Raw genomic sequence first — 25,415 nt, forward strand, 5'->3', positions numbered from 1 at the left:
CGAAGCGGGCACTTCGACGCCAAGTTCCCATGGCGTGCCGCGGACTTGGCGCCCGGCGTGCCGTCCCATGGAGTACTGGCGAACGGTGTGCAGATTGGCTGGAGGTTCGGATTCCGCTCCGTCAGGCCGCCGCGGCCGACTGCATCAGCCGGGCCAGCAGGTCGTCCAGGGTGACCAGGCCGGTGAGCCGGCCGGCGGTGTCACGGACCACGGCCAGGGAGGACCGGCGGCGGCGCAGCACCTCGATCGCGTCGGCGACCGTGGTGGCCTCCGTCAGCTCGGGTACCGGACGGGCCAGTTCGCGGGCGGTCGTCGCACGCCCCCGGGCCCGGGCGACCAGGGCGTCACGGGCGTGGACCGAGCCGAGGACGGTGCCGTTCTCCCGGACGAGCAACCGGGTGCGGTCGAGGCCGGTGGCCAGCCGCAGCAGCGCCTCGACGTCCGTGCCGCCCTCGACCCAGGTGAGCTCCGCGGCCGGGATCCGCAGCGCCGCGACCGGCGTCTCCGGCTCGGTCAGCGAGCGGGTCAGCAGCTCCGAGTCGGTCGCGCTGATCAGGCCCAGCCGCTCGGACTCGGCCACCAGGTGCGTCAGCTGCTCCCGGTTGTGCACCGAGGCCAGCTGGTCGCGCGGGGCCACCCGGCACAGCCGTACCAGCGCGTTGCTCACCGCGTTGAGCAGCCGGATCAGCGGCCGTACGGTTCGCACCACGGCCCGGAACGGCGGGGAGAGCAGCATCGCCGAACGCTCGGGGTGGGCGATCGCCCACGACTTGGGAGCCATCTCGCCGACCACCATGTGCAGGAACACCACCACGGCCATCGCCACGGCGAACGCCACGCCGTAGCTCACGGCACCGGGCAGGCCCAGCTTGTGCAGCAGCGGGTCGAGTTCGTGCGAGATCGCCGGCTTCGACACCGAGCCCAGGCCCAGCGTGCACACGGTGATGCCCAGCTGGGCACCGGCCAGCATCAGCGACAGCTCGCGCATACCGGCCAGCGCCGCCCCGGCTCCGCGCCGCCCCTCGGCCGCCGCCTTCTCCATGCGGTGCCGCTTGGCGGCGACCAGCGCGAACTCGGCCGCCACGAAGAAGCCGCTGCCGATCAGCAGCAGCACGGTCACGAAGACCGCCATCGGGAAACTCACGCCATCTCCTCGGCTTCTTCGGCTTCCTCGGCGTCCACGAACGGACTAATCCGGACGCGGTCGGCCACGTGCCGGTCCAGCGTGCGGACGTCGATCACGGCGCGGCCGCCTTCGGGCAGCTCGACCGTGACCCGGTCGCCGACCGTCGGGAAGCGGCCGAGCCGGTCCACGACCAGTCCGGCCACGGTGTCGTAGTCGTCGTCCTCCGGCAGCCGGACACCGGTGGCCTCGGCCACCTCGTCCAGCCGGCGGCCGGCGTCCACCAGCCAGCCGTCGCCGTCCGCGATGGCGAGCACGGTCACCTTGTCGGACTCGTCCGCGATGTCGCCGACCAGTTCCTCGGCGATGTCCTCGTACGTGACGATGCCCGCCACGCCGCCGTGCTCGTCGAGGACGACCGCGAACTCGTCGTCCTGCTCCCGCATCCGCGTCACCGCGTCGGGCAGCGCGAGCGTGTCCGGCAGCAGTAGCGGCCGCCGGGCCACCTCACCGGCACTCGCGCCGGCGAGGCGGGCGGCAGGCAGCGCCATCAGCTCGCGCACGCCGAGCACGCCCACGATGTCGTCCGGGTGGTCGCCGAGGACGGGGTAGTTGGAGTGGCCGTGCTCGGCGATCAGGCCGACCGCCTCGTCGGCGCCGGCGTCCTTGCGGACGAAGACGGCGTCGGCGCGCGGCACCATCACCTCGTCGAGGGTGCGCTCGGAGAATTCCAGCGCGTGGTCCAGCAGCGCGGCGGTGTCCTTGGGCAGGGCGCCCTGCTCGTGCGACTCGCCGATCAGATGGCCCAGCTCCTCCAGCGTGGCGCCGTGATGCAGCTCCTCGACCGGCTCGATGCCGGCCTTGCGCAGCAGCTTGTTCGCGGCGCTGTCGAAGACGTGTACGACAGGGCCCACGACCTTCAGATACGCCAGCGTCGACGGGGCCAGCGCCTTCGCCAGCCGCTCCGGCACGGCGATGGCGAGGTTCTTCGGGGCCAGCTCGCCCAGCACCATCTGCACGACCGTGGCCAGGACGAAGGCCAGCGTCACGGAGACGCCGCTCACGGCCGCGCCGGGCAGGCCGAGCCCGGACAGGGCGGGCCTGAGCAGCGCGGACACCGACGGCTCGGCGATGAAGCCGACGACCAGGCCGGTGACGGTGATGCCGAGCTGCGCGCCCGACAGCATGAACGACAGCCGCTCCAGGACCCGCAGGGCGCGGGCGGCCTTCTTGTCCCCGGCCTCGGCCTCGCGCGCGAGGGTGAGCCGGTCCGCGGAGACGTAGGCGAACTCCTGGGCGACGAAGTAGCCGGTGCCGGCGGTCAGCACGAACACGGCGAGCAGGCCCAGGAGGGCGTTCGCGGCACTCACCGAACACCATCCCGCCGTGTGCCGCGATCACTGGTGTCGTGGCGGAATGGTCGGGGACTGTGCCCCGCGGGGTCCGTCGGACTGGCGGACAACAAGTGGCTCCTTATGCGTGGTGTGTCTCCGGGGCAACGTTCGTCGTCGCGCCCGTGTTCCCGGATTCTACGACGGTGTAGAGACCGTCGCTCGGGCATGGCGGCTCAGCGTCGCAATCCGCGGACCAGCCTGGCACCGGCACCGGCTGCGGCCAGCCCGGCGCCGGCCAGCGCGAGAGCCCGGGCCCGCCGGGCCGGGGGCGCGGGGCGGGCGCCCGGGGCGACGCCGTACGCGCTGCCCGGGGCGCCGGGCAGGGCCGAGGCCAGCAGCTCCGCCAGGTGCACGCCCTCGTGGCCGCCGCTGTCGAACTCGTGGATCTGCGTACGGCAGCTGAAACCGTCGGCCAGGACCACGGTCGCCTCGTCCTCGGCGCGCAGCCGCGGCAGCAGCGCGCGCTCCGCGCACGCCTCGCTGACGTCGAGATGCCCGCGCTCGAAGCCGAAGTTCCCGGCCAGCCCGCAGCAGCCCGCCTCCAGCCGCTCCGCGTCGACCCCCGCCCGGCGCAGCAGCTCCCGGTCGGCGTCCCAGCCGAGCACCGCGTGCTGGTGGCAGTGCACCTGCGCCAGGGCCCGCGCGGACCGCTCGGGCACCCGCGAGGGCTCGTAGCCGGGGGAGTGTTCGGTGAGCAGTTCGGCGAGGGTCACCGTCTTTTCGCGCAGCCGGCGCACGTCGCGGTCGCCGGGGAACATCTCGGCCGCGTCGGAGCGGAACACGGCCGCGCAGCTCGGCTCCAGCGCGACCACGAGACCACCCGCCCGGACGTGCCCGGCGAGCCGGCGCACGGTCCGGGTCAGGACGCGTTCGGCGATGCCGAGCTGGCCGGTGGAGATCCAGGTCAGCCCGCAGCACAGCGGCTCGGTGGGCAGCTCGACCCGCCAGCCCGCGTGTCCCAGCAGTGCGACAGCGGCCCGGCCGATGTGCGGGTGGAAGTGGTTGGTGAAGGTGTCGGGCCACAGCAGGACCGTCCCGCGCCACCCGTCGCCGCGGGGCTCGAGCTCCCCGAACCACTGCTGGAGCGTCCGCCCGGCGAACAGCGGCACCTCCCGGTCCGCCACCCCGGCCACGGCGACGGCCGCCTTCGACGCAGGCGCGGTGTGGGTGAGCGCGTTGACGACCGGGCCGAGCCGGGTGCGTCCGACCGCCTGGGCGAGCACCGGCAGCCAGCCCATCGACAGGTCCGAGCGGGGCCGGCGCCAGGGCCGGCCCTGGTAGTGGTGGGACAGGAATTCCGCCTTGTAGGTGGCCATGTCGACATCGGCCGGGCAGTCCCTCTTGCAGCCCTTGCACGCCAGGCACAGATCGAGGGCGTCCTTGACCTCCTGCGAACGCCAGCCCTCCTGTATCGCGCTGTCGCCGTGCCCGTCGAGCATCTCGAACAGCAGCCGGGCGCGTCCCACCTCCAGGCGGGCGATGTTGTCGACGACCTTGCCGGTCGCCTGGGCGGTGGCGCAGGAGTTGTTGCCGATCATGCCGCCGATGGTGCAGTTGGGGTGGGTGGCGGGCTCGGGGCCGTAGCGCAGGCCGGTGGGTGCGAGCCGCCGGTTGAGTTCGTCCAGGACGATGCCGGGCTGCACGACACAGGTACGGCCGTCGGCGTCCACGGACTCCAGCCGGTTGCAGTACTTCGACCAGTCGATCACCACGGCGGTGTTGGTGCACTGCCCGGCCAGGCTCGTCCCACCGCCCCGCGACAGCACCGGCGCCCCGTGCTCGCGCGCCACGGCCACCGCCTCCACCGCCGCCTCGGGCGTGCGCGGCACCACGACCCCGATCGGCGTCTGCCGGAAGTTGGACGCGTCCGTCGAGTACGCGGCCCGGCTCCCCCCGTCGAACCGCACCTCACCGTCGACCCGCTCGCGCAACGCCGCCTCCAGCGCCTTGACGTCGACGGGCGGTGCGGCCCCGTCACGGACGACCGGTTCCGGCAGGTCCAGCGCGCCCACGGTGCCTCCTTCACGTCTCGGCACGTCAGGCGCCGGGTACCCATGCGGTTGCCGGGGCAACCACCGCGTGATCGGGAACGACGCCGCCTGGGTCAGGGTGTACGCACGTGGAGCGAGCACGGGACGCCGTGCCCCCGGGGGATTGTGGTGACCGTGCTGCTGGACGGTCTCGCGAGCAGCCCCCAGGCCGACCTGATGGCGGCTATGAGCGGCCTTGCGCTGTACGGCGAGACCTCAAGCTCCTGCCGTGCCTGGGCCAGCAGGTCCGGGTCACCGTCCGGACCGTGCCGGGCCGCGTCCGCTCTGCGCCGGGCGAGGTCCGGCCGACCGAAGATGTCCAGCAGCGTCAGCGAGAAGAGGACATAGGTCGACGCCTCGTCGATCAGCAGTCGGGTGGACTCCGGTACGGCCGCCGCCGTGGGGCCCAGTTGCTGGTCCAGGTCGTAGAAGGCGACGTGCTGCAGGGCTCGGTGGAGATCGGTGGACGGGCAGGGACACAGGTACTGGAGGTGACCCATGAGGCTCCGGAAGGACAGGAGTATCGTGCTGGTGTCGGCCGTCCACTGCTCCTTGCCGAGCAGGGTGCGGAACCCGGCCAGGGTCTCGGCGAGTTCCTCCAGGATCATCTGGCGTGAGATGTCGGTGAGTTCGAAGAACCGCGTCTTGTCCTCGATCTCCATGATGCGCAGCCCGTAGCGGATGAGGTCGCGCGGCAGTCCCCCCGACAGGGCGTGGGCCAGCAGACTGTACGGCTCGGATAGTTCCGGCGCCCGTCGTTCGAGCATGTCCTTGGACTCCGCGAGGGTGCACGGCTGTACATGGACGATGTCGTCCAGGGAACTGTCGGTCACTCCCCGGTGCGGCAGGCCCCGGCGGACGAAGGAGGCGCCGACGTCCTCGGCCACCGAGATCAGGTAGTGGACGTGCGGCACGCCCAGGATCGCCTTGATCTCTCCGAGGAACGCCAGGGCCTGTGTGTCCGAACCCAGCCGGTCCACCTCGTCGATGGCGATGACGACACGGCCCTTCTTGGCGAACTGCTCCCGGGCGATGCTCGTCAGCAGCTCACGGAAGTCGGCGACCAGCTCCGGCATGGCGGGCGGCACGGTGGACAGCGAGGACGTGTGTGCGGCCAGCAGTTGAGGTGGCCCGGCGGTGATGGCCGACGAGGAGGTCTGCACCGTCTGGAGCCGGAAGAGCTCGTTGTGGCACTTCGTGACGAGGGGCGGCTCCGGCTGCGGGACGGTCCAGGAGCCCGCCCTGATCAGCACGAAGCCGAGGAGGAAGCAGGCGACGCGGAGCAGGTTGCCGGTGTCGGTCACCATGGCCTGAACCGGGTGAATCCGGTAGAGGAGCACCAGGGTGCAGACGAGCAGGGCGGCGGTGACGGCCCGACGGATGCGTTCGGTGCCGAGGACGAACACCGCCACCTTCCACTCGAACTCCCCGGCCTGGTAAGCGAAGACCAGGAACGCTACGACCATGAGGAGGAGTCCCATGGGCGATTTTTCGATCAGGTCGCGGGCATTGCGGTGGACATCGGAGTCGAAAAGCAGGGAGACGGGCGCCGCGATCACCAGCAGATAGCCGCTGACGACACTGGTCAGCAGCCATCCAGTCCGCAGCAGCGACCCCACTCGCGCCGACCGGCGCAGCCGCCAGACAAGCACGCCGGCGAGCGTCACCACGAGGGCCACGCCGATGCGCTCCCCACGCCAGACGGCCTGGGCCGTGTCGGCCATGTCCGCCCAGGCGACCTCCGCACGGAGCCGCACGGCCTTCCCGTACCGCCCGCCGACCGAGCGCGCGGTGGCGGCCAGTCCCAACGTGACCAGCGCGCCCGCGGACACCGCGAACACCAGGTACCGCGTCCCCCGCCTCACCGCCGGCACCAGGCGCCGGGCGGCTCTGCGGAACGCGGACAACCGCGCGAACTCGGGGATCTCACGGTCGGCCAGCGTCAGATACCTCTCGCAGACCCTGATGTACAGCGACACCAGGAACTCGTACGGCGAGTAGGACGCCGGTGCCTGGACGACGACCGCGAAGTCGGCCTCCTCGGCGCAGCTCTCCAGCAGGGTCGACTTGCCCGCGCCGCGCGGCCCGCTGACGGCGATGGTCCCGCCCTCCAGCTGGGCCACCTTGCGGGACAGCCGCCGGGACGCCTCGTTGCCGATGACGTACTGCCGGTTCCGTGGGGAGCGCAGCCCCTCGTAGCCGTCCGGCAGGAGCAGGGAGTCGTGGTCGTCGCCCAGGAGCGCCTCGACCACCTGGCTCATCAGCGGCCCCAGGCCGTTGACCTGAAGGTCGCGCCGCCACGACCGTTCCGCGGAGTCCATCTGCTGTTCTCGCACGAACAGGACCAACCTCAGGGCCCGTTCGCGCAGATTGTGTCGAACGTGCATGCGCCACAGGTGATTTCGCCAGACGGCGAGCCCGGCTCCGCCCGTCAGGAGAGCCGCGACGGCGACGAGCGTCCAGGGAGCCACGGCGAGGGCCACCAGGAACCCCAGTGACAGCAGGATGAGGGTGATCGTCTCCGGGGCAAGTGGGTCGTGGAGGTAGTCGACCCGCGTCCGGGTGGCCTCGTACTTCCGCAGCGCGGCTCGGAAGCGGTGCAGGCTGCCGCGGCACGGGTCGAGGGCTCGCTGCACGTTCGCTTCGCTCAGCATGTGCGTGCGTACGTTCTCCGGTGTGGCTTGTGGCCTCTTGCCGAGCCGTCGGGCGACGGCGGGTTCGCGCAGACAGGCGTCGACCGTCTTCTCATAGGCGATCGCCTCCCGCATGTGCTGGAAGGGGTCGGAGTTCCGGCGGGGTCCGGGCACGGTGGAGCGGCCTTTCACGGAGGACAACGGAGTCAGGACGAGGCGCGGAGGCGTTCGAGCTCTCGTCTCGATACCCGCGTGCCCGCCTTGTGCTCCCGCTTGAAGAACGCTTCGAGCCCTGGTTCGTGCTGCTCTGCCGTGCCGTAGGTGACCGCGTGGGCGGCGCCGTCGTCGAGGAGCCGGCCGACGCACTGCGCGAGCGTCATGGGCCCCGAACCGCTGTAGCCCCACGAGAGCCCGGGCGCCTCCATGCTGGGCGCCGGATAGAGGACACCGTCCGTGGTCCGCACCCAGATCGGCTCGTCGAGGACTACTTCGTTGAGGACGGATCCTGCGGGCAGCCGCTTGGGCGCGCGGCCGAGGTAACTGATCTCGCGGCTGTCACGGAACATGAACCTGCCCTTGAACGCGACGACGGGACTCCCCGTGACGGGGTCGACGAACGTCCCCACAGTCTTGTCACCCTCCCCGGTCCAGAGGCGGTGAATGGCTGTCGGCCTGACCGGACGCAGCCGGTTGATCCACTCCGCCCCTGTGCGGGAGACGTTGGACCTGGTGACGCTGAAACTTCCGCCGAACGGCAGGTCCTTCTCGCTCCACATGCTGATCTGTTCGAGGCACTCCACCGCACGGTCATCGGCGCGCGCGCACAACTCCGCCAGACCCAGGGCGACGACATCGGAGGGAACGCTTTCGGACTCGCCGGGGTCGTCGGTCGCGGGGACGGCCGGCAGGACCATCGCTGCCCGTTCCGCCTTGGCCGTCGCATCGGCGGACCCTCGCAACTCCAGGATCCTGTCGAGGATGTCGGTCACCTCGTGCTCCGCCGACTCGGCGGCTCGGGTCCGCATCTCATGCCCGATGGTGAAGCAGGCGGCGCGCACGGGCGAGCCCTCCGGCTCCATCCGCGCCAGCTCGTAGAGGGGCTCCCAGGAGGGCCAGGTGACCACCTCGACGGGAACGGGTGCGTCACCGGGCCGCCACGCGACCAGATGGTCCGGCCTGCGCAACTCCGAGGGCCACCAGGGGACCTGCGTGCCGATGTGCGCCGCGATCTCCGACCACAGGGGCTCGTAAGGCGTGTCGGGGCGGGCACGGTCGACGGCAACTAGGTCGGGGCCGTAGAGGGCGTAGTCGTGCCGGACGACCACGATGGTCGTGGCCTCTTCGTGACACTCCAGGAGTTCACGCGGCGCGAAGGCGTAGGACTTGGGGTAGGCGACCGCCACCACCCCCGCCTCGGTCTTCCACAGCCCGGCGAAGTGCGCCCGGCCGGACCCGATCTCGTCGTGTGTGGCATGCCGGCCGCCGAGATAGTGATGCCGGTCGGCGGCCGCCGGACGCAGCAGCACGGGCACCTCGGTGGCCAGCCCGGGATGGGTACGGGCCAGCCAGCGGGCGAACGCCTGCCCGTACCACTTCGTGACACCACCCGAGTGCTTCGGATCGACCGGAGCGATCATGCCGGGGCGCGAGCTGATCCGCTCCCAGTCACTCGCCGACAGCCCGAACGTCTCCCGCAGTTCGGTCGCCGTCATCGCGTCCACCGCATCCCCCTCCGAGCCTGGTCACCCGTCCACGTCCCATCATGAGGGCGACCACTGACAACAGGGGTTCCGTCGCTCTCCTCCCGTCACTCCTTCGCGAGGTCCGGCACCAGCGCGCACAGCGCCTCACGCTGGTCCGGGCCCATGAAGCGGGCCAGGGACTGCGTCACCGTCTCGGCGAGCGGGCCGGAGGCCTCGGTCAGGAGGCCTCGGGCCTTGTCGGTGAGGGTGACCTCGACGCCGCGTTTGTCACCGCACACCGACCTGCGGGTGACGAGGCCGGCGTGCTGGAGGCAGGCGATCTGGTAGGTGAGGCGGGTCTTCGGGCGGCCCAGGAGCTCCGCGACGCGCGTCATGCGCAGGCCGCCCTCGGGCTGCTCCGCGAGCAGGCACAGGATCAGGAACTCGTCGTGCGAGACGTCCAGCTTCTCCTTCACGACCGCGCGCAGCCGCTGCTCCACCGCCCCCGTCGCGGCGAGCAGCAGCATCCAGGCGCGCAGCTCGGCCGGCAGCAGTCCGCCGCCCTCGGCGGACGGACATTCAGGCAGGTCGGCGGGGTGCTGCTGGTGGTCGGCCATAGGTCCCAGCCTACCTGTCGTCCAAATTTGGAACAGGGGGTTGTCCAATTTTGAATGAGCCGCTAGCGTGCAGTCATCCAAATTTGAACGACATGAGTGGAGAAGGATCATGACCGTCGCCGTGGAAACCGGACTGTGGCAGCTCGACGCGACCGCCTCGACCGTCGGCATCCGGCACAAGACCATGTGGGGCCTGGTCACCGTGAAGGGCACCTTCGGCGCGATCAGCGGCTCGGGTGAGGTCCGGCCCGACGGGTCCGCCGTCGGCACCCTGACCTTCGACGTCGCCTCCCTCGACACCAAGAACGCCAAGCGCGACACCCACCTGAGGTCCGCTGACTTCTTCGACGCCGACCACCACCCCGAGATCACCTTCGCGGCCCGCAGCGCCGAGCTCCGCGACGGCGACCAGGTGCACATCGTCGGTCAGCTCACCGTGCGCGGCGTCAGCAGGCCGCTGTCCCTCACCGCCCGTCTGAAGGACGGGGACGCCACGGGACTCACGCTGGAGACGGAGTTCAGCGTGGACCGAGACCAGTTCGGCATGGGCTGGAACCAGCTGGGGATGATCCGCGGCCGGACCACGGTCACCGCGGCCCTCCGCTTCACCCGGGCCACGGGCTGACGCCGCCGTCAGCCCGCCCGGCGCACCGCCTGCTGCACATCCGCGCTCGACAGGGTCTGCGGCGACGCCGTGAACGCGCGCAGACGGATCCGGGCACCCGGCCGGGGCAGGGTGAACCGGCCCCCGGGCGGCCGGAGTTCATAGCGGGCGGTGGTGTGCGAGGGCAGGGTGTGCGGGCCCCGGACGATCCGCCAGTACGGATCCATGCCCTGGCCCATGGTCAGGGTGAAGTGCGGGGCGAGGGCGGTGTCGCCGGTGTTGGTGACCTGGAGGGTGAGGCGGGAGACGGTCGCCGGGGTGGGGTGGCGGGCCGCGACGACCCGCATGCGCAGGGGCGGCGTACCCGTCGCCGCCACGGCGGCGCCGCCCAGCGCGGGCAGGAGCAGCAGCACCGTCAGGGCGATCCGGGCCGGGCGGCGCCGCGGCCCGGACAGCAACCGCGGCCGGGGCTGCCACGCCCCGGCGAACGCCGACGCGGGAGCGGTGGCGGCCGACGCCAGCCACAGCGGCGTCATGAGCAGGTAGTAGCCGTCCTGGGAGCGGGTCGCCAGATAGAAGGCGCACCAGGGCAGGACGGTCGCGGCCGGACCCAGCCGCCGTACGTTCAGCACGAACAGCACGAGCAGGCCCGCGAGCAGCAGCAGGCTCGCGGAGGAGTACCAGTCGAGCCGGTCGCTGCCGTCGGTCAGGTACAGCGAGATGTCCACCACACCCTGCCCGTGCAGCACCGCGCCCTGCGTCAGCGGCAGGGCGATCCCCGTCAGCCAGGGGCCCGGCTCGCTGACGACGAAGTAGGTGTTGATCAGCAGCCACACGGTCGCCGCGGCCCCGGCGAACCGCAGCACCACCGCCGCCGCGGCCCGGCCGCCCAGCTCGCCGCGGCGCACGGCGTAGATCCCGGCCAGCAGGAACGGCGCCAGGAACCAGGGGAGTTGCTGTGCCGCGCACGCCGCCCCCAGACACGCGGCCCGCGCCAGACCCGCCGCCCCGAGCCGCCCGCCCGCACCCGTACCCGGCCAGCGCACCACCACCGGCACCAGCAGGGCCAGGGCCACGATCGCCGGGTAGCCGAGCCGCGCGTACGACGGCAGCATCCCGAAGCCCAGACACACCATGGTCGCCGCCGACCGCCACGGCGCCGGCAGCCTCCGCCACAGCACGACCGTGCCGGCGACCAGCGCGCCCGTGCTCACCGCCGTCGCGGGGGTACCGCCGTGGCCCAGCCACAGCAGCGGCACGGCCAGCAGCGGGGCCAGCGGCGGATAGCCGTAGGTGAGGTCGTAGCCCCCGGTCACCGTCGGGGTGAGAGCCACGCCGTGGCCGAAGAGCCAGGGCCACGGCTGCCCGTACACCGGGTGCCCAGCGGCCAGTTCCCGTGCCGCCTGAGTGGTGAGCAGCGCCTCGTCGGAGCCGTGGTGCAGCATGATCCACGCGCACAGGGTGAGCGTCACGCCCGTCACCAGCACGCACAGGTCCACCCGGGCCAGCGACCGTTCCCGGCGGACGACAAGGGCCAGCACCCCGCACGCCAGGATCGAGGCGTAGCACGCCGAGATCACCGCGGCCACGGCCGGCCGGTGACTTGCCGCCGTCGCCCACACCGCTCGGGTACCGATCAGCAGGCTGATGTCGGCGAGCAGGGTCAGGACGCGGTGCCACTGGGCCGGGGACGGCGGCCCGGCCGCCGCCGACTGCGTGCGCGGGCCGGGTACGACCAGTGTGGTTTCTGCCGAGTACACGCCGCAGGACGCTAATCGCCGCAGGTGAGCGGGGGCCGGACGGCGGTGAAGAGACGGGTGTGAGACGAGTAAGGAGCCGCCGTGCGCTCTCAGGAGCTCAGTACACGTCCCGCACGTACCGCTTGTCCGCCGCGAGTTGTTTCACGTACGCGGCGGCCTCCGCCTCGCTCAGCCCGCCGTGCGCCACCGCGACGTCCCGCAGGGCCCGGTCCACGTCCTTGGCCATGCGGGAGGCGTCGCCGCAGACGTAGAAGCGGGCGCCGTCGCGCAGCCAGTGCCACAGCTCCGGCCCGTGCTCGCGCATCCGGTCCTGCACGTACACCTTGTTGCGCTGGTCGCGGGAGAAGGCGGTGTCCAGACGGGTGAGGGTGCCCTCGTCGAGCAGAGCCGTCAGCTCGTCCTCGTAGTAGAAGTCCGTCGCGCGGTGCTGCTCGCCGAAGAACAGCCAGTTGGGGGCCCGGTGCCCGAGGGCCCGCCGCTCCTGGAGGAAACCGATGAACGGCGCGACGCCGGTGCCGGGGCCGACCATGACCATCGGCGTCGACGCGTCGGCCGGGGGCCGGAAGTGCGGCGAGCGCTGCACGAACACCGGCACGTCGGTGTCCGCCCCGGCGTCGGCGAGGAACGGCGAGCACACCCCGCCGCGCTGAAGCCCGTGCAGGTTCTCGTACCGCACCACGGACACCGTCAGGGACACCTGCTGCGGATCGACCAGCGGGCTGGACGATATGGAGTACAGCCGCGGCTGGAGCTTGCGCAGCACCCCGGCCCACTCCTCGGCGCTCGCCCGCACCGCGTACTCGGCGACCACGTCCACGGCCTGCCGCCCCCAGCACCACTGCGCCAGCCCGTCCTTGTTGTCGGGCCGCAGCAGCCTGCGCAACTCGTGCTTGTCCCGGGCGCGTTCGGCGACGAACCGCAGCAGGTCCGGGGTGATCCTCGTGATGTCGAGGTGCCGGGCCAGCGCCTCGTCGAACGGCACCTCGCCGACACCGGCCACCTCGACGGCCGCCCCGGCGTCCAGCCCGGTCACCGCCAGCCATTCCGCCACGAGGGCCGGTGCGTTGACCGGCCGCACGCCGAGCGCGTCCCCGGTCTCGTACGCCAGGTCCGTCCCGCTCGTGTCGAAGGTGAACCGCCGGACCTCCTTGCCCGCGCCCGGCCCGCTGAGCAGCCGGTTGCCGACGAGCCGGGCGACCGTGGCGGCGGGCTTCGGCTTCGGCTTCGGTTCCGGTCGCGAGGCCGGGGAGCCGGTCGGGGAGTCGGCCGGGGCGGTGGCCGCACCGCCCAGGGCCGAGAGCACCTGGTCGAGCCACTGCCCGGCGGAGGGCTCGTAGTCCGGCTCGCAGTCCGTACGCGGCGCCAGCCGCACCCCGCCCAGCTCGTCGAGCCGCGCGTCCAGCCGCCGCCCGTGCCCGCAGAAGTCGTCGTACGAGGAGTCGCCGAAGGCCAGCACGGCGTACCGCACCCCGTCCAGCCGCGGCGCCCGTTCGCCGGAGAGCGAGTCCCAGAAGCCGGTGCCATTGTCGGGCGCGTCGCCGTCCCCGAAGGTGCTGGTGATGAAGAGCAGGTCCGCCGTGCGGGCGAGCGCGGCGACGTCCGCCTCGTCCATGCCGACGACGGTCGCACGGTGCCCCGTCGCGGTCAGCCGCTCGGCCGTGGCGGTGGCGAACTCCTCGGCGTTGCCCGTCTGCGAGGCCCACAGCACCACGACCTCACGGCCGGACGGCTCCCTCGCGGGGGCGGCCGGTGGCGCCGAGCGCGAGTACATGCCGGCGAGGACCCCGTTGACCCACAGGGCGTGCTCGGGGGTGAAGGGCGCGTCGGGCGGGAGCACCGGAACGCCGGGGGCGCCCGAGCCGAGCCCGGCGAGGAAGCCGGTGAGGTACTGGCGTTCCTGGGCGGACAGGACCGGGGGAGGGGAGGGCTGGAGACCGAAGGGGTCGGCGCCGCCCGGGGTGACGGTCGTCGGCATCAGAGCCCCGGCCGGTTCCTCGCGCACGGCGCTCGCCGACTCTTGCACGGACGCCTCTCGCACGGGCGTCGCCACCTTCGTCAGCGACACCGCGCACACCTTGAACTCCGGCTGGAACGACAGCGGATCCACCGCGTCGCTCGTCACCGCGTTGATGCTCAGGTACTCGCCGAACAGGTCGTTCCAGTGGAAGGGGGCGAAGCAGCAGCCCGGCCGCACCCGGTCCGTCACCACCGCGGGCAGCACGGCACGCCCGCGCCGCGAGGCCACCTCGACCAGATCGCCCTCCGCGACCCCCAGCGCGTCGGCGTCCTGCGGATGGAGCTCCACGAAGGGTCCGGCGTTCAGCTTGTTGAGCTTGGCGACCTTCCCGGTCTTGGTGAGCGTGTGCCACTGGTGCTGCACCCGCCCGGTGTTGAGCACGAACGGATAGTCGTCGTCCGGCATCTCGGCGGCGGGCAGGTGCGGCCGGGCGAAGAAGACGGCACGACCGCTCGCCGTCGGAAACCGCAGCCCGTCGTCGCCCACGTACCGGACCGGATTGCGCTCCGGCCCGTCCTCCCGCGCGGCCGGCCACTGCACGGGCGTCCGGCGCAACCGCTCGTAGGAGACTCCACGCAGGTCCCACTGGGTCTTCGGGTTGTGGAACCGCCGGATCTCCTCGAAGACCTGCTCGGCGCTGTCGTACGAGAACCCCTTCTCGTAGCCCATCGCGCACGCGACCTCGGCGATGATCCGCCAGTCGGCCATCGCCTCGCCGGGCGGGTCCGCGGCGGCCCGGGTCAGCGTGAGGTTGCGCTCGCTGTTGACGAAGACGCCCTCCGCCTCGGTCCACATCGCGCCGGGCAGGACGACATCGGCGTACGCGTTCGTCTCGGTGTCGGTGAACACGTCCTGCGTGACGACGAACTCGGCGGCCTCCAGGCCCTCGATGACCGTACGGCGGTTGGCGACCGAGGCGACGGGGTTGGTGCAGATGATCCAGCAGGCCTTGATCTCCCCGTCGGCCATCCTCCGGAACATCTCGACGGTGCCCTGCCCGACCCCGTCGGCCCGCAGCGTCCCGGGCGGCAGCTCCCACACGTCCTCGACGAACGCCCGCTCCTCCTCCACGAGCACCGACCGCTGCCCCGGCAGCCCCGGGCCCATGTAGCCCATCTCGCGCCCGCCCATGGCGTTGGGCTGCCCGGTGAGCGAGAACGGCCCGGCGCCCGGACGGCAGATCGCGCCCGTCGCCAGATGCAGGTTGACCAGGGCGTTGGTGTTCCAGGTGCCGTGCGTGGACTGGTTCAGCCCCATGGTCCAGCAGCTCATCCACTGCCTGCCGGCCTCGCCGATCAGCCGGGCGGCCCGGCGGATGTCGTCCTCGGCGAGCCCGGTGATCTGCGCGACCGCCGCCGGGGTGTAGTCGGCGAGGAACCCGGGCAGGGCCTCCCAGCCCTCGGTGTGGGCCGCGACGAACTCCGGGTCGGTGTGCCCGTCCGCGTGCAGCAGGTGCAGCAGGCCGTTCAGCAGCGCGAGGTCGGTTCCCGGCCTGACCTGGAGGAACAGATCGGCCTTGGCGGCGGTGGCGGTCCGCCGCGGATCGACGACGATCAGCTTGGCGCCGGCCTTGACCCGCTCCATCATCCGCAGGAAGAGGATCGGATGGCAGTCGGCCATGTTCGAGCCGATGACGAGAAAGACGTCCGCCTGATCGAAGTCCTCGTACGAGCCGGGCGGCCCGTCCGCGCCCAGCGACAGCTTGTAGCCGGTGCCGGCGCTCGCCATGCACAGCCGCGAGTTCGACTCGATCGCGTTGGTCCGCACGAACCCCTTGGCCAGCTTGTTCGCGAGGTACTGCGCCTCCAGGCTCATCTGCCCGGACACGTAGAAGGCGACCGCGTCCGGCCCGTGCGCGTCGACGATCGCCCGCAGCCGCGCGGCGGTCTCGGCGATCGCGTCGGCGACGGGCGAGGGCACCGGCTCCTCGCCCCGGTCGTCCCGGACCAGCGCGGTGGTCAGCCGCCCGGGCGCGGCGAGCATGTCGGCCGTGGTGGCGCCCTTGGTGCACAGCCGGCCCGCGTTCGCCGGGTGCGCCTTGTCGCCGGAGGCTTTGAGGACCGTGCGCCGCCCGTCCGGCCCCATGGTCACATCGAGCACGAGGCCGCAGCCCACCCCGCAGTACGAGCAGACGGTGCGCACCGCTTGCGTCTCCTGCTGCGGCCGGGGGGTCGAGGTCATGCCGTCGACGGTACGAATGTCCCGTTACGCAGGTGTCACATTGCTTGATCACCAGGAGTTACGCCCGTCACACAGCCGCATTCCGGCCGTTGTGAGGTGCAAAGAGGTGGCGGAGCGTGTCGCTGTTGGGCCGAACGGGTGACCGTGCGCAAGAATTGGCCGATGCAGACAGCCAGCGGGAGCCAGGACGGAGCATGCCGGTGAACAGCCACGATGTCACCGACGAACAGTGGGAGGGGCTCGCCCAGGTCGTGCCGCTGCGGGGCCGGGACGCCTGGCCGTCCTCCGTCGACCACCGGTCCATACCCGAGGCCGAGACGGAGGCGCGACGCCGCTTCGTCGTGCTGCGCGTGAACGTCTTCGCCGACGCCCGCGACGTCGCCGAGACCCTGATGGCGGGCGTGCCGGTGCTGCTCGACCTGACCGGCGCGGAGACGGAGGTCGCCAAGCGCGTCCTCGACTTCAGCACAGGCGTCGTCTTCGGCCTGGCCAGCGGAATGCACCGCGTCGACCGCAACGTGTTCCTGCTGACGCCGGCGGGGACCGAGGTGACGGGGCTGATGGAGGGGGTCGGGGTTCCCGGGGTGTAGACGTGACGTGCCCTGCGGGCCGGGTCGCCCGTTCGTAGGAAGCCCCGGGAGACGGAACGGTTCGCCCTGTGGGCGGAGTCCTACGGTCCGGATATGACCCAGCCCCCCGCTCCGACCTCCCTCGTGCCGCCCGGCCCTCCGGCGGGCGGCGCCGCGCACCCCGAGCGGCCGCGCATCACCGAGCTGCGGCTGTCCGCCTTCACCGGCCACCGCCGCGCCGCACTCCCGCTCGGGCCGCTCACCCTCCTCGCCGGTCCCAGCGGCTGCGGCAAGTCCAGCGCGCTGCGGGCCTACGAGGCGCTCGCCCGGCTCGGGGCAGGCGCCGCGCTCGGCGAGGCGTTCCCGGACCCCGTCGCCTGTGTCCCGGAGCGGGCCCGGCCCGACGCGCAGCGCCGCCGCGGCTTCCGTATCGGCTGCACGGCCGACGGGCCCGCCGGCCCGGTCCGGCTCGATGTCGCCGTGCAGGCCGAGCCGCACCTGCGCGTCGTGGGCGAGCGGTTGACGGCCGGCGGACTGGTTCTGCTGGAGACCGCCCTGCGCGACCCCGGCAAGCGCGCCGTGCAGGCCGCCTGGCACACGGCCGGGCCGACACCGGTGCCCCATGGCCCGCTGCCGGACGACCGGCTCGGCACCGCCCTGCTGCCGCTGCGCGTGGCCGGCACGACGCCCGGGCAGCGCAGGGTGCTGGCCGCCGCCGAGCAGATGGTCGTAGCCCTGCGCTCCGTCTTCGCCTGCGACCCCGACCCCAGCCGGATGCGCGGCCCCGTACCGGCCGGCTCCGGGCGGCTGTTCGGCGGCTGCGGCAACCTCGCCGACGTCCTGTGGCGCACCCGCGCCGAGTGCGCACGGCGGCACACGCAGTTCGTCGCGGCGGTGCGCGCCGGCTGCGCCGGGCCGGTGGCGGACGTGCTGGCCGTCCCGTCGGCCGGCGGGACGGTGCGGGCGGTGCTCGACCGGGGCGACGGCATCCGGACGGAGTTCGGCCGGCTGGGCGACGGGGAGTTGAGGTACGTCGCGCTCGCATTGGTGCTGCTCACCGGACCCGGCGTGCTGGAGGTCGACCCGGCCGGCGAGGTGCCCGCCGCCCTGCAGACCCTCACCGTGCTCGCCGACGGCCTCGACCGGGGACTCGACCCCGGCCAGCGGGGCGAACTGCTGCGGCTCGCGGCCCGGATGTGCGAGCGCGGCCATATCCGGCTGGTCGGCGCGGTGAGCGACGCGTCGTGGGCCGCCGGGACCGACGGGGTCGGGGTGGTACACCTGAAGCCGTGACAGAACCTCTCGACGTGGCGAAACTGCAACGCCGGCTGGCCGAGTTCGCGGCCGCGCGCAACTGGCAGCCGTACCACACCCCCAAGAACCTGGCCGCCGCGCTCAGCGTGGAGGCGTCCGAACTGGTCGAGATCTTCCAGTGGTTGACGCCCGAGGAGTCGGCCCGCGTCATGGCCGATCCGGACACCGCGCACCGGGTCACCGACGAGGTCGCCGACGTGCTCGCGTATCTGCTCCAGCTGTGCGAGGTGCTCGGCATCGACCCGCTGGCGGCGCTGGACGCGAAGATCGACCGGAACGAGCGGAGGTTCCCGATCTAGGAGCCGGGCAGCCGACTTCAGGGAGTCGCCAAGTCCACTTGTACTCTGCGTAATCAAAACGCGGCCCGAATCCGAATTGTTGTCCGCAGATTTCCGTCTTCCTCTGGCTTTTCGTCTCACGCCCCTTCACTCTGGGTAGTGAACAAGGGAGTTCGGGCGGACGGACGCGCGGAGCGCGTCGGGACAGGACGGGGGCAGCGCATGGACGCGGTGCGGCTCATCGTGACGAGCAGGCGGTCCCTGGCCGCGGGCGGCGACGTGCCGGGGATCCTGGCCGAAGTGTGGCAGGCGCAGGCCCTCGCGCAGGCGATAGGAAGTCGTCTCGCGGTCGCGGGCCCGCCCGAACTGCGCGGCGAGGCACTGGGGTTGACGGAGCTCGCGGGCCGCGGCTGCGGTGTCCTCGACCCGCCCGAACTGGCCCCCGGTGAGCTGCGGGCGGGCCAGCTCACCGAGCTGGGCGACGCCCGCCACACCCTGATGTGCCTCGGCGGTCTCCTCGGAGAGGTCGGCATAGCGCTCGTGGGCCTCGCCTGCGCCGCGGACGACGAGGGCACGTACTGGCAGTGTATGGAGGCCATCGACGCGGCGGACGAGTCCCGCGACCGCGTCCTGGAAATGCTCCGCAGACTCGCGGACCGGGAACAGGCGTTACCGGAGAGGGAGGCGGGGTAGCGGCTGCCGAAGGCCGCCCGGGCCCGCCCCCGGAGCGGACCTCAGCCGACCTGCTCCCCCTTGCCCGACCTCCGGTCGGCGTCCCCCGACGCCTGAAGATCCGCGTCCAGTGCCGACAGGTCCGCGTTCAACGCCGCCATCAGCTCCTCCATCTGCTGCAACAGCCCTTTCGGCTGCCCGGTCCCGCCCTGCTGCGGCACGGTCTCTTCGGACATGACGGCCTCCTCGGCCCATGGCCCCCGGGGAGGCCGACGCGGGTGACGCCCCGGCGCTCACCGGCCGGTGCGGAAGCCGGGGGCTCCGGCTCCGCCCGAGCCAACGATCACCAACGGGGCCGGTCACTGGCCCGGTCACGCGGGACCCGCGGTATGGACGTAATTTCACCCGACCGGGGACCGCGTGGGACGGGGGTCCGATCTCGTCGTCCCGCGCCCCGGCGTGCAGGATGGAAACATGGATCTTCGCATCTTCACCGAGCCCCAGCAGGGGGCCACCTACGACACTCTGCTCGCCGTGGCCAAGGCCACGGAAGAGCTCGGCTTCGACGCATTTTTCCGTTCCGACCACTACCTCCGCATGGGCTCCGTGGACGGCCTGCCCGGCCCCACCGACGCCTGGATCACGCTGGCCGGACTCGCCCGCGAGACCAAGCGCATCCGGCTCGGCACTTTGATGACCGCCGGCACCTTCCGGCTCCCCGGCGTGCTCGCCATCCAGGTCGCGCAGGTCGACCAGATGTCCGGCGGCCGGGTCGAACTCGGCCTCGGCACCGGCTGGTTCGAGGAGGAGCACAAGGCCTACGGCATCCCGTTCCCCAAGGAGAAGTTCGCCCGCCTCGAGGAACAGCTGGAGATCGTCACCGGCCTGTGGTCGACGGATCTCGGCAAGACCTTCGACTTTCACGGCACCTACTACGACCTCACGGACTCTCCCGCGCTGCCCAAGCCCGCACAGCAGAAGATCCCCGTGCTCGTCGGCGGCCACGGCGCCACCCGCACGCCGCGGCTGGCCGCGAAGTACGCCGACGAGTTCAACATCCCCTTCGCCTCGATCGAGGACAGCGAGCGCCAGTTCGGCCGGGTCCGCGCCGCCGCCGAGGAGGCCGGCCGCAGCGGTGACGACCTGACCTACTCCAACGCCCTCGTCGTCTGCGTCGGCCGGGACGACCAGGAGGTCGCCCGCCGGGCCGCCGCGATCGGCCGCCAGCCCGACGAACTGAAGCTCAACGGCCTGGCGGGCTCCCCGGCCGAGGTCGTCGACAAGATCGGCCGCTACGCCGAGGCCGGCGCGAGCCGCGTCTACCTCCAGATCCTCGACCTGGACGACCTCGACCACCTGGAGCTGATCTCCTCGCAGGTGCAGTCCCAGCTGTCGTAAAGCCGGTACGGCAAGGACGGCTGCCCGGTGGATCGGGTGCGGAGCGCGATCCGCCGGTCAGTCGTCCGTCACGGGCCCCCGCCGTCCGTCACGGCTTGCGGCCGACCCCCGCGTAGAGGGGCATCTCTTCGCCCCCGTCGTCGCCTTCGCGCTGTTCACCGAGCTCGGGATGCCACCGGGCGGCCGGCACCACCCCCGGCTCCACCAGTTCAAGGCCCGTGAAGAACGCCGAGAACTCGTCGCGGCTGCGCACCTGCGCCGCCGTCCCGCCCTTGCGGTACACCTCGACGACCCGCTCCCAGGTCTCCGGGTCGAAGTCGCCCGTCGCGTGGGAAAGCGTCAAGTAGCTTCCGGACGGCAGGGGTTCGAGCAGCTCGCGGACGATCCGGCGGGGCTCGTCCTCGTCGTCCACCAGGTGCAGCAGGGCCACGAGGGACAGCGCGATGGGCTGGGTGAAGTCGAGCGTCTCCCGTGCCGCCGCGATGATCTTCCCGGGTTCCCGCACGTCGCCGTGGACGTAGGCGGTCTTGCCTTCCGGCGCGCTGTGCAGCAGGGCCTGGGCGTGCCGGAGGACGATCGGATCGTTGTCCGCGTACACCACCCGGGCCTGCGGGAGGACCCCCTGGACGATCTGGTGGAGGTTCGGCTCGGTCGGAATGCCGGTTCCGATGTCGAGGAACTGCCGGACACCCCGCTCGGCCAGCAGCCGGGAGGCACGGTGCATGAACAGGCGGTTGGTCCGCGCCATCTCCCTGGCGGCGGGGAAGAGGGATATCACCTGCTCGGCCGCCTCCGCGTCGACCGGGTAGTTGTCCTTCCCGCCGAGGTAGTAGTCGTACATGCGTGCCGAGTGGGGTTTGCCGGTGTCGATCTGTCCCCCGCTGGTCCCGGCGTCTGTCACGTGAGGCCTCCGCATCTCCGCGTGCGTGGGCGCTCGTCCTGAATTCCCCTCGAACGCCCGGTCGATCGTGAGGCTAGCGAAAATTCCAGGGTGCCGCCGGTGCGGGCTCTGTACGGTGGGGCGTATCCGCAGTTCAGACCACTGATCAAAGGTCGACCCACCGTGTTTCTGACCATCACGACCACCGGCACACCGGAGCGCCCCGCCACCGATCTCGGCTTCCTGCTGCACAAGCATCCCGAGAAGGCGCAGGCGTTCTCCACGTCCTACGGCACGGCCCACGTCCTCTACCCCGAGGCGGACGCCGAGCGCTGCACGGCGGCGCTGCTGCTGGAGGTCGACGCGGTGGCGTTGGTCCGGCGGGGCAAGGGCAAGGGCCGGGGCGGCGCCCCGGACGCGGCACTCGCGCAGTACGTCAACGACCGCCCGTACGCCGCCTCCTCCCTCCTCGCCGTGGCGCTGAGCGGCGTGTTCTCCAGCGCGATGAAGGGCGTCTGCAACGCCCGGCCCGAACTGCCCGCCGCAGCCCGGCCGCTGCGCATCGAGGTGCCCGCGCTGCCTGCCCATGGCGGCCCCGGGCTCGTACGACGGCTCTTCGAGCCGCTGGGCTGGACGGTCACGGCCGAGCCCGTGCCGCTGGACACCGAGTTCCCGCAGTGGGGCGACTCGCGCTACGTCCGGCTCGAACTGGAGTCCGCGGACCGCACCCTCGCCGAGGCCCTGCGCCATCTCTACGTCCTGCTCCCGGTCCTGGACGACGCCAAGCACTACTGGGTCTCCTCCGACGAGGTCGACAAGCTGCTGCGCGCCGGTGAGGGCTGGCTGCCCGGCCACCCGGAGCAGCAGCTGATCACCAGCCGCTACCTCTCGCGCCGCTGGTCGCTGACCCGGCAGGCGACGGAGCGGCTGGAGCTGGTGCGGCTGGCGGAGGCGGACGACAGCGAGGTCGAGGAGATCGACAACGCGGTCGAGGCGGAGACCGAGACCGAGGAGCGGCCGACCCCGCTGGCCGTGCAGCGCCGGGAGGCGATCACCGCCGCGCTCAAGGCGTCCGGGGCCGCCCGGGTGCTCGATCTCGGCTGCGGGCAGGGCCAGTTGGTGCAGACACTGCTCAAGGACCCGGCGTTCACGGAGATCGTGGGCCTGGACGTGTCGATGCGCGCGCTCACCATCGCCTCCCGCCGGCTGAAGCTGGACCGCATGGGGGAGCGGCAGGCCGCGCGCGTCAAGCTCCTCCAGGGCTCGCTCGCCTACACCGACCACCGGCTCAAGGGATACGACGCCGCCGTGCTCAGCGAGGTGATCGAGCACCTCGACCTGCCCCGGCTGCCCGCCCTGGAGTACACCGTGTTCGGCGCCGCACGCCCGAGGACCGTCCTCGTGACGACCCCGAACGTCGAGTACAACGTGCGCTGGGAGAGCCTCCCGGCCGGCCACGTCCGGCACGGCGACCACCGCTTCGAGTGGACTCGCGCGCAGTTCCGCGCCTGGGCGGAGGCGGTGGCCGAACGGTACGGATACGGCACCGAGTTCGTGCCCGTCGGCCCCGACGACCCGGAGGTGGGACCGCCCACCCAGATGGCCGTGTTCACACTGACCACCCCGAAGGAGGCGAAGGCGGCATGACCGACGTACGCAAGGGGCGCGTCCTGCCCGTCACCGACCTCTCCCTGGTGGTGCTCGTCGGCGCCTCCGGCTCCGGCAAGTCCACGTTCGCCCGCAGGCACTTCAAGCAGACCGAGATCATCTCGTCCGACTTCTGCCGCGGTCTCGTCTCGGACGACGAGAACGACCAGAGCGCCACCAAGGACGCCTTCGACGTCCTGCACTACATCGCGGGCAAGCGCCTCGCCGCGGGCCGCCGCACCGTCGTGGACGCGACCAGCGTGCAGCCCGAGGCGCGCCGTCAGCTGGTCGAGCTGGCCAGGCAGTACGACGTGCTGCCGATAGCCATCGTGCTCGACGTGCCCGAGGACGTGTGCGCCGAGCGCAACGCGGCCCGCACCGACCGCGCGGACATGCCCCGCCGGGTCATCCACCGCCACACCCGCGAACTCCGCCGCTCCCTCAGGCACCTGGAGCGCGAGGGCTTCCGCAAGGTGCACGTCCTGCGCGGTGTGCGGGACGTCGAGCATGCCACCGTCGTCACCGAGAAACGCTTCAACGACCTGACCCACCTCACCGGCCCCTTCGACATCATCGGCGACATCCACGGCTGCTCCGCCGAACTGGAGTCGCTGCTCGACAAGTTGGGCTACACGGACGGCGTCCACCCCGAGGGCCGGACCGCCGTCTTCGTCGGCGACCTGGTCGACCGCGGCCCCGACAGCCCGGGCGTGCTGCGCCGCGTGATGGCGATGGTGAAGTCCGGCAACGCCCTGTGCGTGCCCGGCAACCACGAGAACAAGTACGGCCGGTACCTGCGCGGCCGCAAGGTCCAGCACACCCACGGCCTCGCCGAGACCATCGAGCAGATGGCGGGCGAGAGCGAGGAGTTCACCGCCGAGGTACGGGAGTTCATCGACGGCCTCGTCAGCCACTACGTCCTCGACGGCGGCCGGCTGGTCGTCTGCCACGCCGGGCTGCCCGAGAGGTACCACGGCCGCACCTCCGGCCGGGTCCGCAGCCACGCCCTGTACGGCGACACGACCGGGGAGACCGACGAGTTCGGCCTGCCGGTGCGCTACCCGTGGGCGGAGGACTACCGGGGCCGGGCGGCCGTCGTCTACGGCCACACCCCGGTTCCGGAGGCCACCTGGCTCAACAACACCATCTGCCTGGACACCGGCGCCGTCTTCGGCGGCAAGCTCACCGCGCTGCGCTGGCCGGAGCGAGAGCTGGTCGACGTACCGGCCGAGCGGGTCTGGTACGAGCCGGCGAGGCCGCTGCGCACCGAGGCCCCCGGCGGGCAGGACGGTCGCCCGCTGGACCTGGCGGACGTGCACGGCCGCCGGGTCGTGGAGACCCGCCACCAGGGCCGCGTCTCGATCCGTGAGGAGAACGCGGCGGCGGCCCTGGAGGTCATGAGCCGTTTCGCGGTGGACCCGCGGCTGCTGCCGTACCTCCCGCCGACGATGGCCCCGACCGCGACCTCGCATGTCGACGGCTACCTGGAGCACCCGGCCGAGGCCTTCGCGCAGTACGCGCAGGACGGCGTCGCGCGGGTCGTGTGCGAGGAGAAGCACATGGGCTCGCGTGCGGTGGCCCTGGTGTGCCGGGACGCGGAGGCGGCCCGCAAGCGCTTCGGGGTGGACGGGCCGACCGGCTCCCTCTACACCCGCACCGGCCGCCCGTTCCTGGACGACGCCTCACTCACCGAGGAGATCCTCGACCGGCTGCGCACGGCGACCGGCGAGGCCGGCCTGTGGGACCACCTGGAGACGGACTGGCTGCTGCTCGACGCCGAGCTGATGCCCTGGTCGCTGAAGGCGTCCGGGCTGCTGCGGTCGCAGTACGCCGCCGTGGGTGCCGCGTCCGGCGCGGTGTTCCCGGGCGCGCTGGCCGCGCTGCGGGGCGCGGCGGCGCGGGGCGTCGACGTGACCGGACTGCTGTCCCGCACCCGCGAACGGTCCGCCGACGCCGCCGCGTTCACCGAGGCGTACCGCCGCTACTGCTGGACCACGGACGGCCTGGACGGCGTCCGCCTGGCACCGTTCCAGATCCTCGCGGTCCAGGGCCGCAGCCTCGCCGGACTGCCGCACGACGAGCAGCTCACCCTGCTCGACCGGCTCGTCGAGCACGACGGCAGCGGCCTGCTCCAGACCACCCGGCGGCTGTACGTCGACACGGGCGAGGCGGAGTCGGTCCAGGCCGGTGTCGACTGGTGGCTGGAGATGACCGGCCGCGGCGGCGAGGGCATGGTCGTCAAGCCGGTCGGCGCACTCGTCCGCGACACGCAGGGCCGCCTGGTGCAGCCCGGCATCAAGTGCCGCGGCCGCGAGTACCTGCGGATCATCTACGGCCCCGAGTACACCCGCCCGGAGAACCTGGCCCGCCTGCGCTCGCGGTTCCTCAACCACAAGCGCTCCCTGGCGATCCGCGAGTACGCGCTCGGTCTGGAGGCCCTGGACCGGCTGGCCGGGGGCGAGCCGCTGTGGCGGGTGCACGAGGCGGTGTTCGGGGTGCTGGCGCTGGAGTCGGAGCCGGTCGATCCGAGGCTGTGAGCCGGATGCCGCTCAGTTCCGGCCAGGCTTGTCCCCCCTGGGGTGATCCTGGCCGGACGTCGTCCTTCGGGTCCCATTC

At 72.2% G+C, this 25,415-nt stretch carries 18 protein-coding genes; 8 read left to right on the forward strand and 10 right to left on the reverse strand.

Going from position 1 to position 25,415, the window contains the following annotated elements; genetic code table 11:
* Window positions 1-121 precede the first annotated feature (121 nt).
* From PV963_RS34375 to PV963_RS34400, 6 genes are all read right to left on the reverse strand, one after another.
* Window positions 122-1,144, reverse strand: a complete 1,023-nt coding sequence (locus PV963_RS34375) for a hemolysin family protein (protein ID WP_274820358.1) — start codon at window positions 1,142-1,144, stop codon at window positions 122-124.
* Window positions 1,141-2,493 carry a hemolysin family protein gene (locus PV963_RS34380; protein ID WP_274820359.1) on the reverse strand — a complete coding sequence of 451 codons (1,353 nt, stop codon included), beginning with the start codon at window positions 2,491-2,493 and terminating at the stop codon, window positions 1,141-1,143. The genes PV963_RS34375 and PV963_RS34380 overlap by 4 nt, the downstream gene beginning before the upstream one ends.
* A 197-nt stretch (window positions 2,494-2,690) precedes the next feature.
* Entirely contained in the window at window positions 2,691-4,529 is a 1,839-nt protein-coding gene (locus tag PV963_RS34385; RefSeq protein ID WP_274820360.1) for an FAD-binding and (Fe-S)-binding domain-containing protein, read from the reverse strand.
* Between the two features lie 92 nt (window positions 4,530-4,621).
* Window positions 4,622-7,354: a hypothetical protein gene (locus PV963_RS34390; RefSeq protein ID WP_274820361.1), complete on the reverse strand. Its 2,733-nt coding sequence runs from the start codon at window positions 7,352-7,354 to the stop codon at window positions 4,622-4,624.
* Between the two features lie 32 nt (window positions 7,355-7,386).
* Window positions 7,387-8,892 carry a hypothetical protein gene (locus PV963_RS34395; RefSeq protein ID WP_274820362.1) on the reverse strand — a complete coding sequence of 502 codons (1,506 nt, stop codon included), beginning with the start codon at window positions 8,890-8,892 and terminating at the stop codon, window positions 7,387-7,389.
* A 95-nt stretch (window positions 8,893-8,987) separates the two neighbouring features.
* Window positions 8,988-9,479, reverse strand: coding sequence for a MarR family winged helix-turn-helix transcriptional regulator (locus tag PV963_RS34400; RefSeq protein ID WP_274820363.1), 492 nt, complete (start codon window positions 9,477-9,479; stop codon window positions 8,988-8,990).
* Window positions 9,480-9,588: 109 nt separating this feature from the next.
* Between PV963_RS34400 and PV963_RS34405 the strand changes: the two genes are divergently transcribed.
* Window positions 9,589-10,104, forward strand: coding sequence for a YceI family protein (locus PV963_RS34405; RefSeq protein WP_274820364.1), 516 nt, complete (start codon window positions 9,589-9,591; stop codon window positions 10,102-10,104).
* 8 nt (window positions 10,105-10,112) lie between these two features.
* Here the strand turns inward: PV963_RS34405 and PV963_RS34410 are convergent, their stop codons facing one another.
* Window positions 10,113-11,843 carry a hypothetical protein gene (locus tag PV963_RS34410; RefSeq protein WP_274820365.1) on the reverse strand — a complete coding sequence of 577 codons (1,731 nt, stop codon included), beginning with the start codon at window positions 11,841-11,843 and terminating at the stop codon, window positions 10,113-10,115.
* Between the two features lie 97 nt (window positions 11,844-11,940).
* The gene (locus PV963_RS34415) at window positions 11,941-16,041 is read right to left on the reverse strand and encodes a bifunctional nitrate reductase/sulfite reductase flavoprotein subunit alpha (RefSeq protein WP_274820366.1); all 4,101 of its coding nucleotides are present in this window, start codon (window positions 16,039-16,041) and stop codon (window positions 11,941-11,943) included.
* Between the two features lie 194 nt (window positions 16,042-16,235).
* Here PV963_RS34415 and PV963_RS34420 point away from each other — a divergent pair, with 194 nt between their 5' ends.
* The 4 genes from PV963_RS34420 (at window position 16,236) to PV963_RS34435 (ending at window position 18,895) form a co-directional block, all read left to right on the forward strand.
* The gene (locus PV963_RS34420; RefSeq protein ID WP_010033798.1) at window positions 16,236-16,631 is read left to right on the forward strand and encodes a cell division protein SepF; all 396 of its coding nucleotides are present in this window, start codon (window positions 16,236-16,238) and stop codon (window positions 16,629-16,631) included.
* 93 nt (window positions 16,632-16,724) lie between these two features.
* Window positions 16,725-17,903, forward strand: a complete 1,179-nt coding sequence (locus PV963_RS34425) for an AAA family ATPase (protein ID WP_274820367.1) — start codon at window positions 16,725-16,727, stop codon at window positions 17,901-17,903.
* Window positions 17,900-18,223 carry a nucleotide pyrophosphohydrolase gene (locus PV963_RS34430; protein ID WP_086604551.1) on the forward strand — a complete coding sequence of 108 codons (324 nt, stop codon included), beginning with the start codon at window positions 17,900-17,902 and terminating at the stop codon, window positions 18,221-18,223. Before PV963_RS34425 ends, PV963_RS34430 begins: the two co-directional genes overlap by 4 nt.
* Window positions 18,224-18,424: 201 nt before the next feature.
* The gene (locus tag PV963_RS34435) at window positions 18,425-18,895 is read left to right on the forward strand and encodes a DUF6099 family protein (RefSeq protein ID WP_243379109.1); all 471 of its coding nucleotides are present in this window, start codon (window positions 18,425-18,427) and stop codon (window positions 18,893-18,895) included.
* Window positions 18,896-18,936: 41 nt separating this feature from the next.
* Here PV963_RS34435 and PV963_RS34440 read toward each other — a convergent pair whose 3' ends face one another.
* Entirely contained in the window at window positions 18,937-19,110 is a 174-nt protein-coding gene (locus PV963_RS34440) for a hypothetical protein (RefSeq protein WP_274820368.1), read from the reverse strand.
* 238 nt (window positions 19,111-19,348) lie between these two features.
* Here PV963_RS34440 and PV963_RS34445 point away from each other — a divergent pair, with 238 nt between their 5' ends.
* Window positions 19,349-20,272 carry an LLM class F420-dependent oxidoreductase gene (locus PV963_RS34445; RefSeq protein WP_274820369.1) on the forward strand — a complete coding sequence of 308 codons (924 nt, stop codon included), beginning with the start codon at window positions 19,349-19,351 and terminating at the stop codon, window positions 20,270-20,272.
* Between the two features lie 88 nt (window positions 20,273-20,360).
* Here PV963_RS34445 and PV963_RS34450 read toward each other — a convergent pair whose 3' ends face one another.
* Window positions 20,361-21,188: an SAM-dependent methyltransferase gene (locus PV963_RS34450; RefSeq protein WP_425540970.1), complete on the reverse strand. Its 828-nt coding sequence runs from the start codon at window positions 21,186-21,188 to the stop codon at window positions 20,361-20,363.
* A 147-nt stretch (window positions 21,189-21,335) separates the two neighbouring features.
* Here PV963_RS34450 and PV963_RS34455 point away from each other — a divergent pair, with 147 nt between their 5' ends.
* Together PV963_RS34455 and PV963_RS34460 are read left to right on the forward strand one after the other, a co-directional pair.
* Entirely contained in the window at window positions 21,336-22,799 is a 1,464-nt protein-coding gene (locus tag PV963_RS34455; RefSeq protein ID WP_274820371.1) for a 3' terminal RNA ribose 2'-O-methyltransferase Hen1, read from the forward strand.
* Window positions 22,796-25,336 (forward strand): polynucleotide kinase-phosphatase, encoded by a 2,541-nt coding sequence (locus PV963_RS34460; protein WP_274820372.1) that lies wholly within the window; start codon window positions 22,796-22,798, stop codon window positions 25,334-25,336. Before PV963_RS34455 ends, PV963_RS34460 begins: the two co-directional genes overlap by 4 nt.
* The last annotated feature ends 79 nt before the right edge of the window (window positions 25,337-25,415 follow it).

The sequence above is a fragment of the Streptomyces coeruleorubidus genome, assembly GCF_028885415.1.
GTDB classification, from domain to species: Bacteria; Actinomycetota; Actinomycetes; order Streptomycetales; family Streptomycetaceae; genus Streptomyces; species Streptomyces coeruleorubidus_A.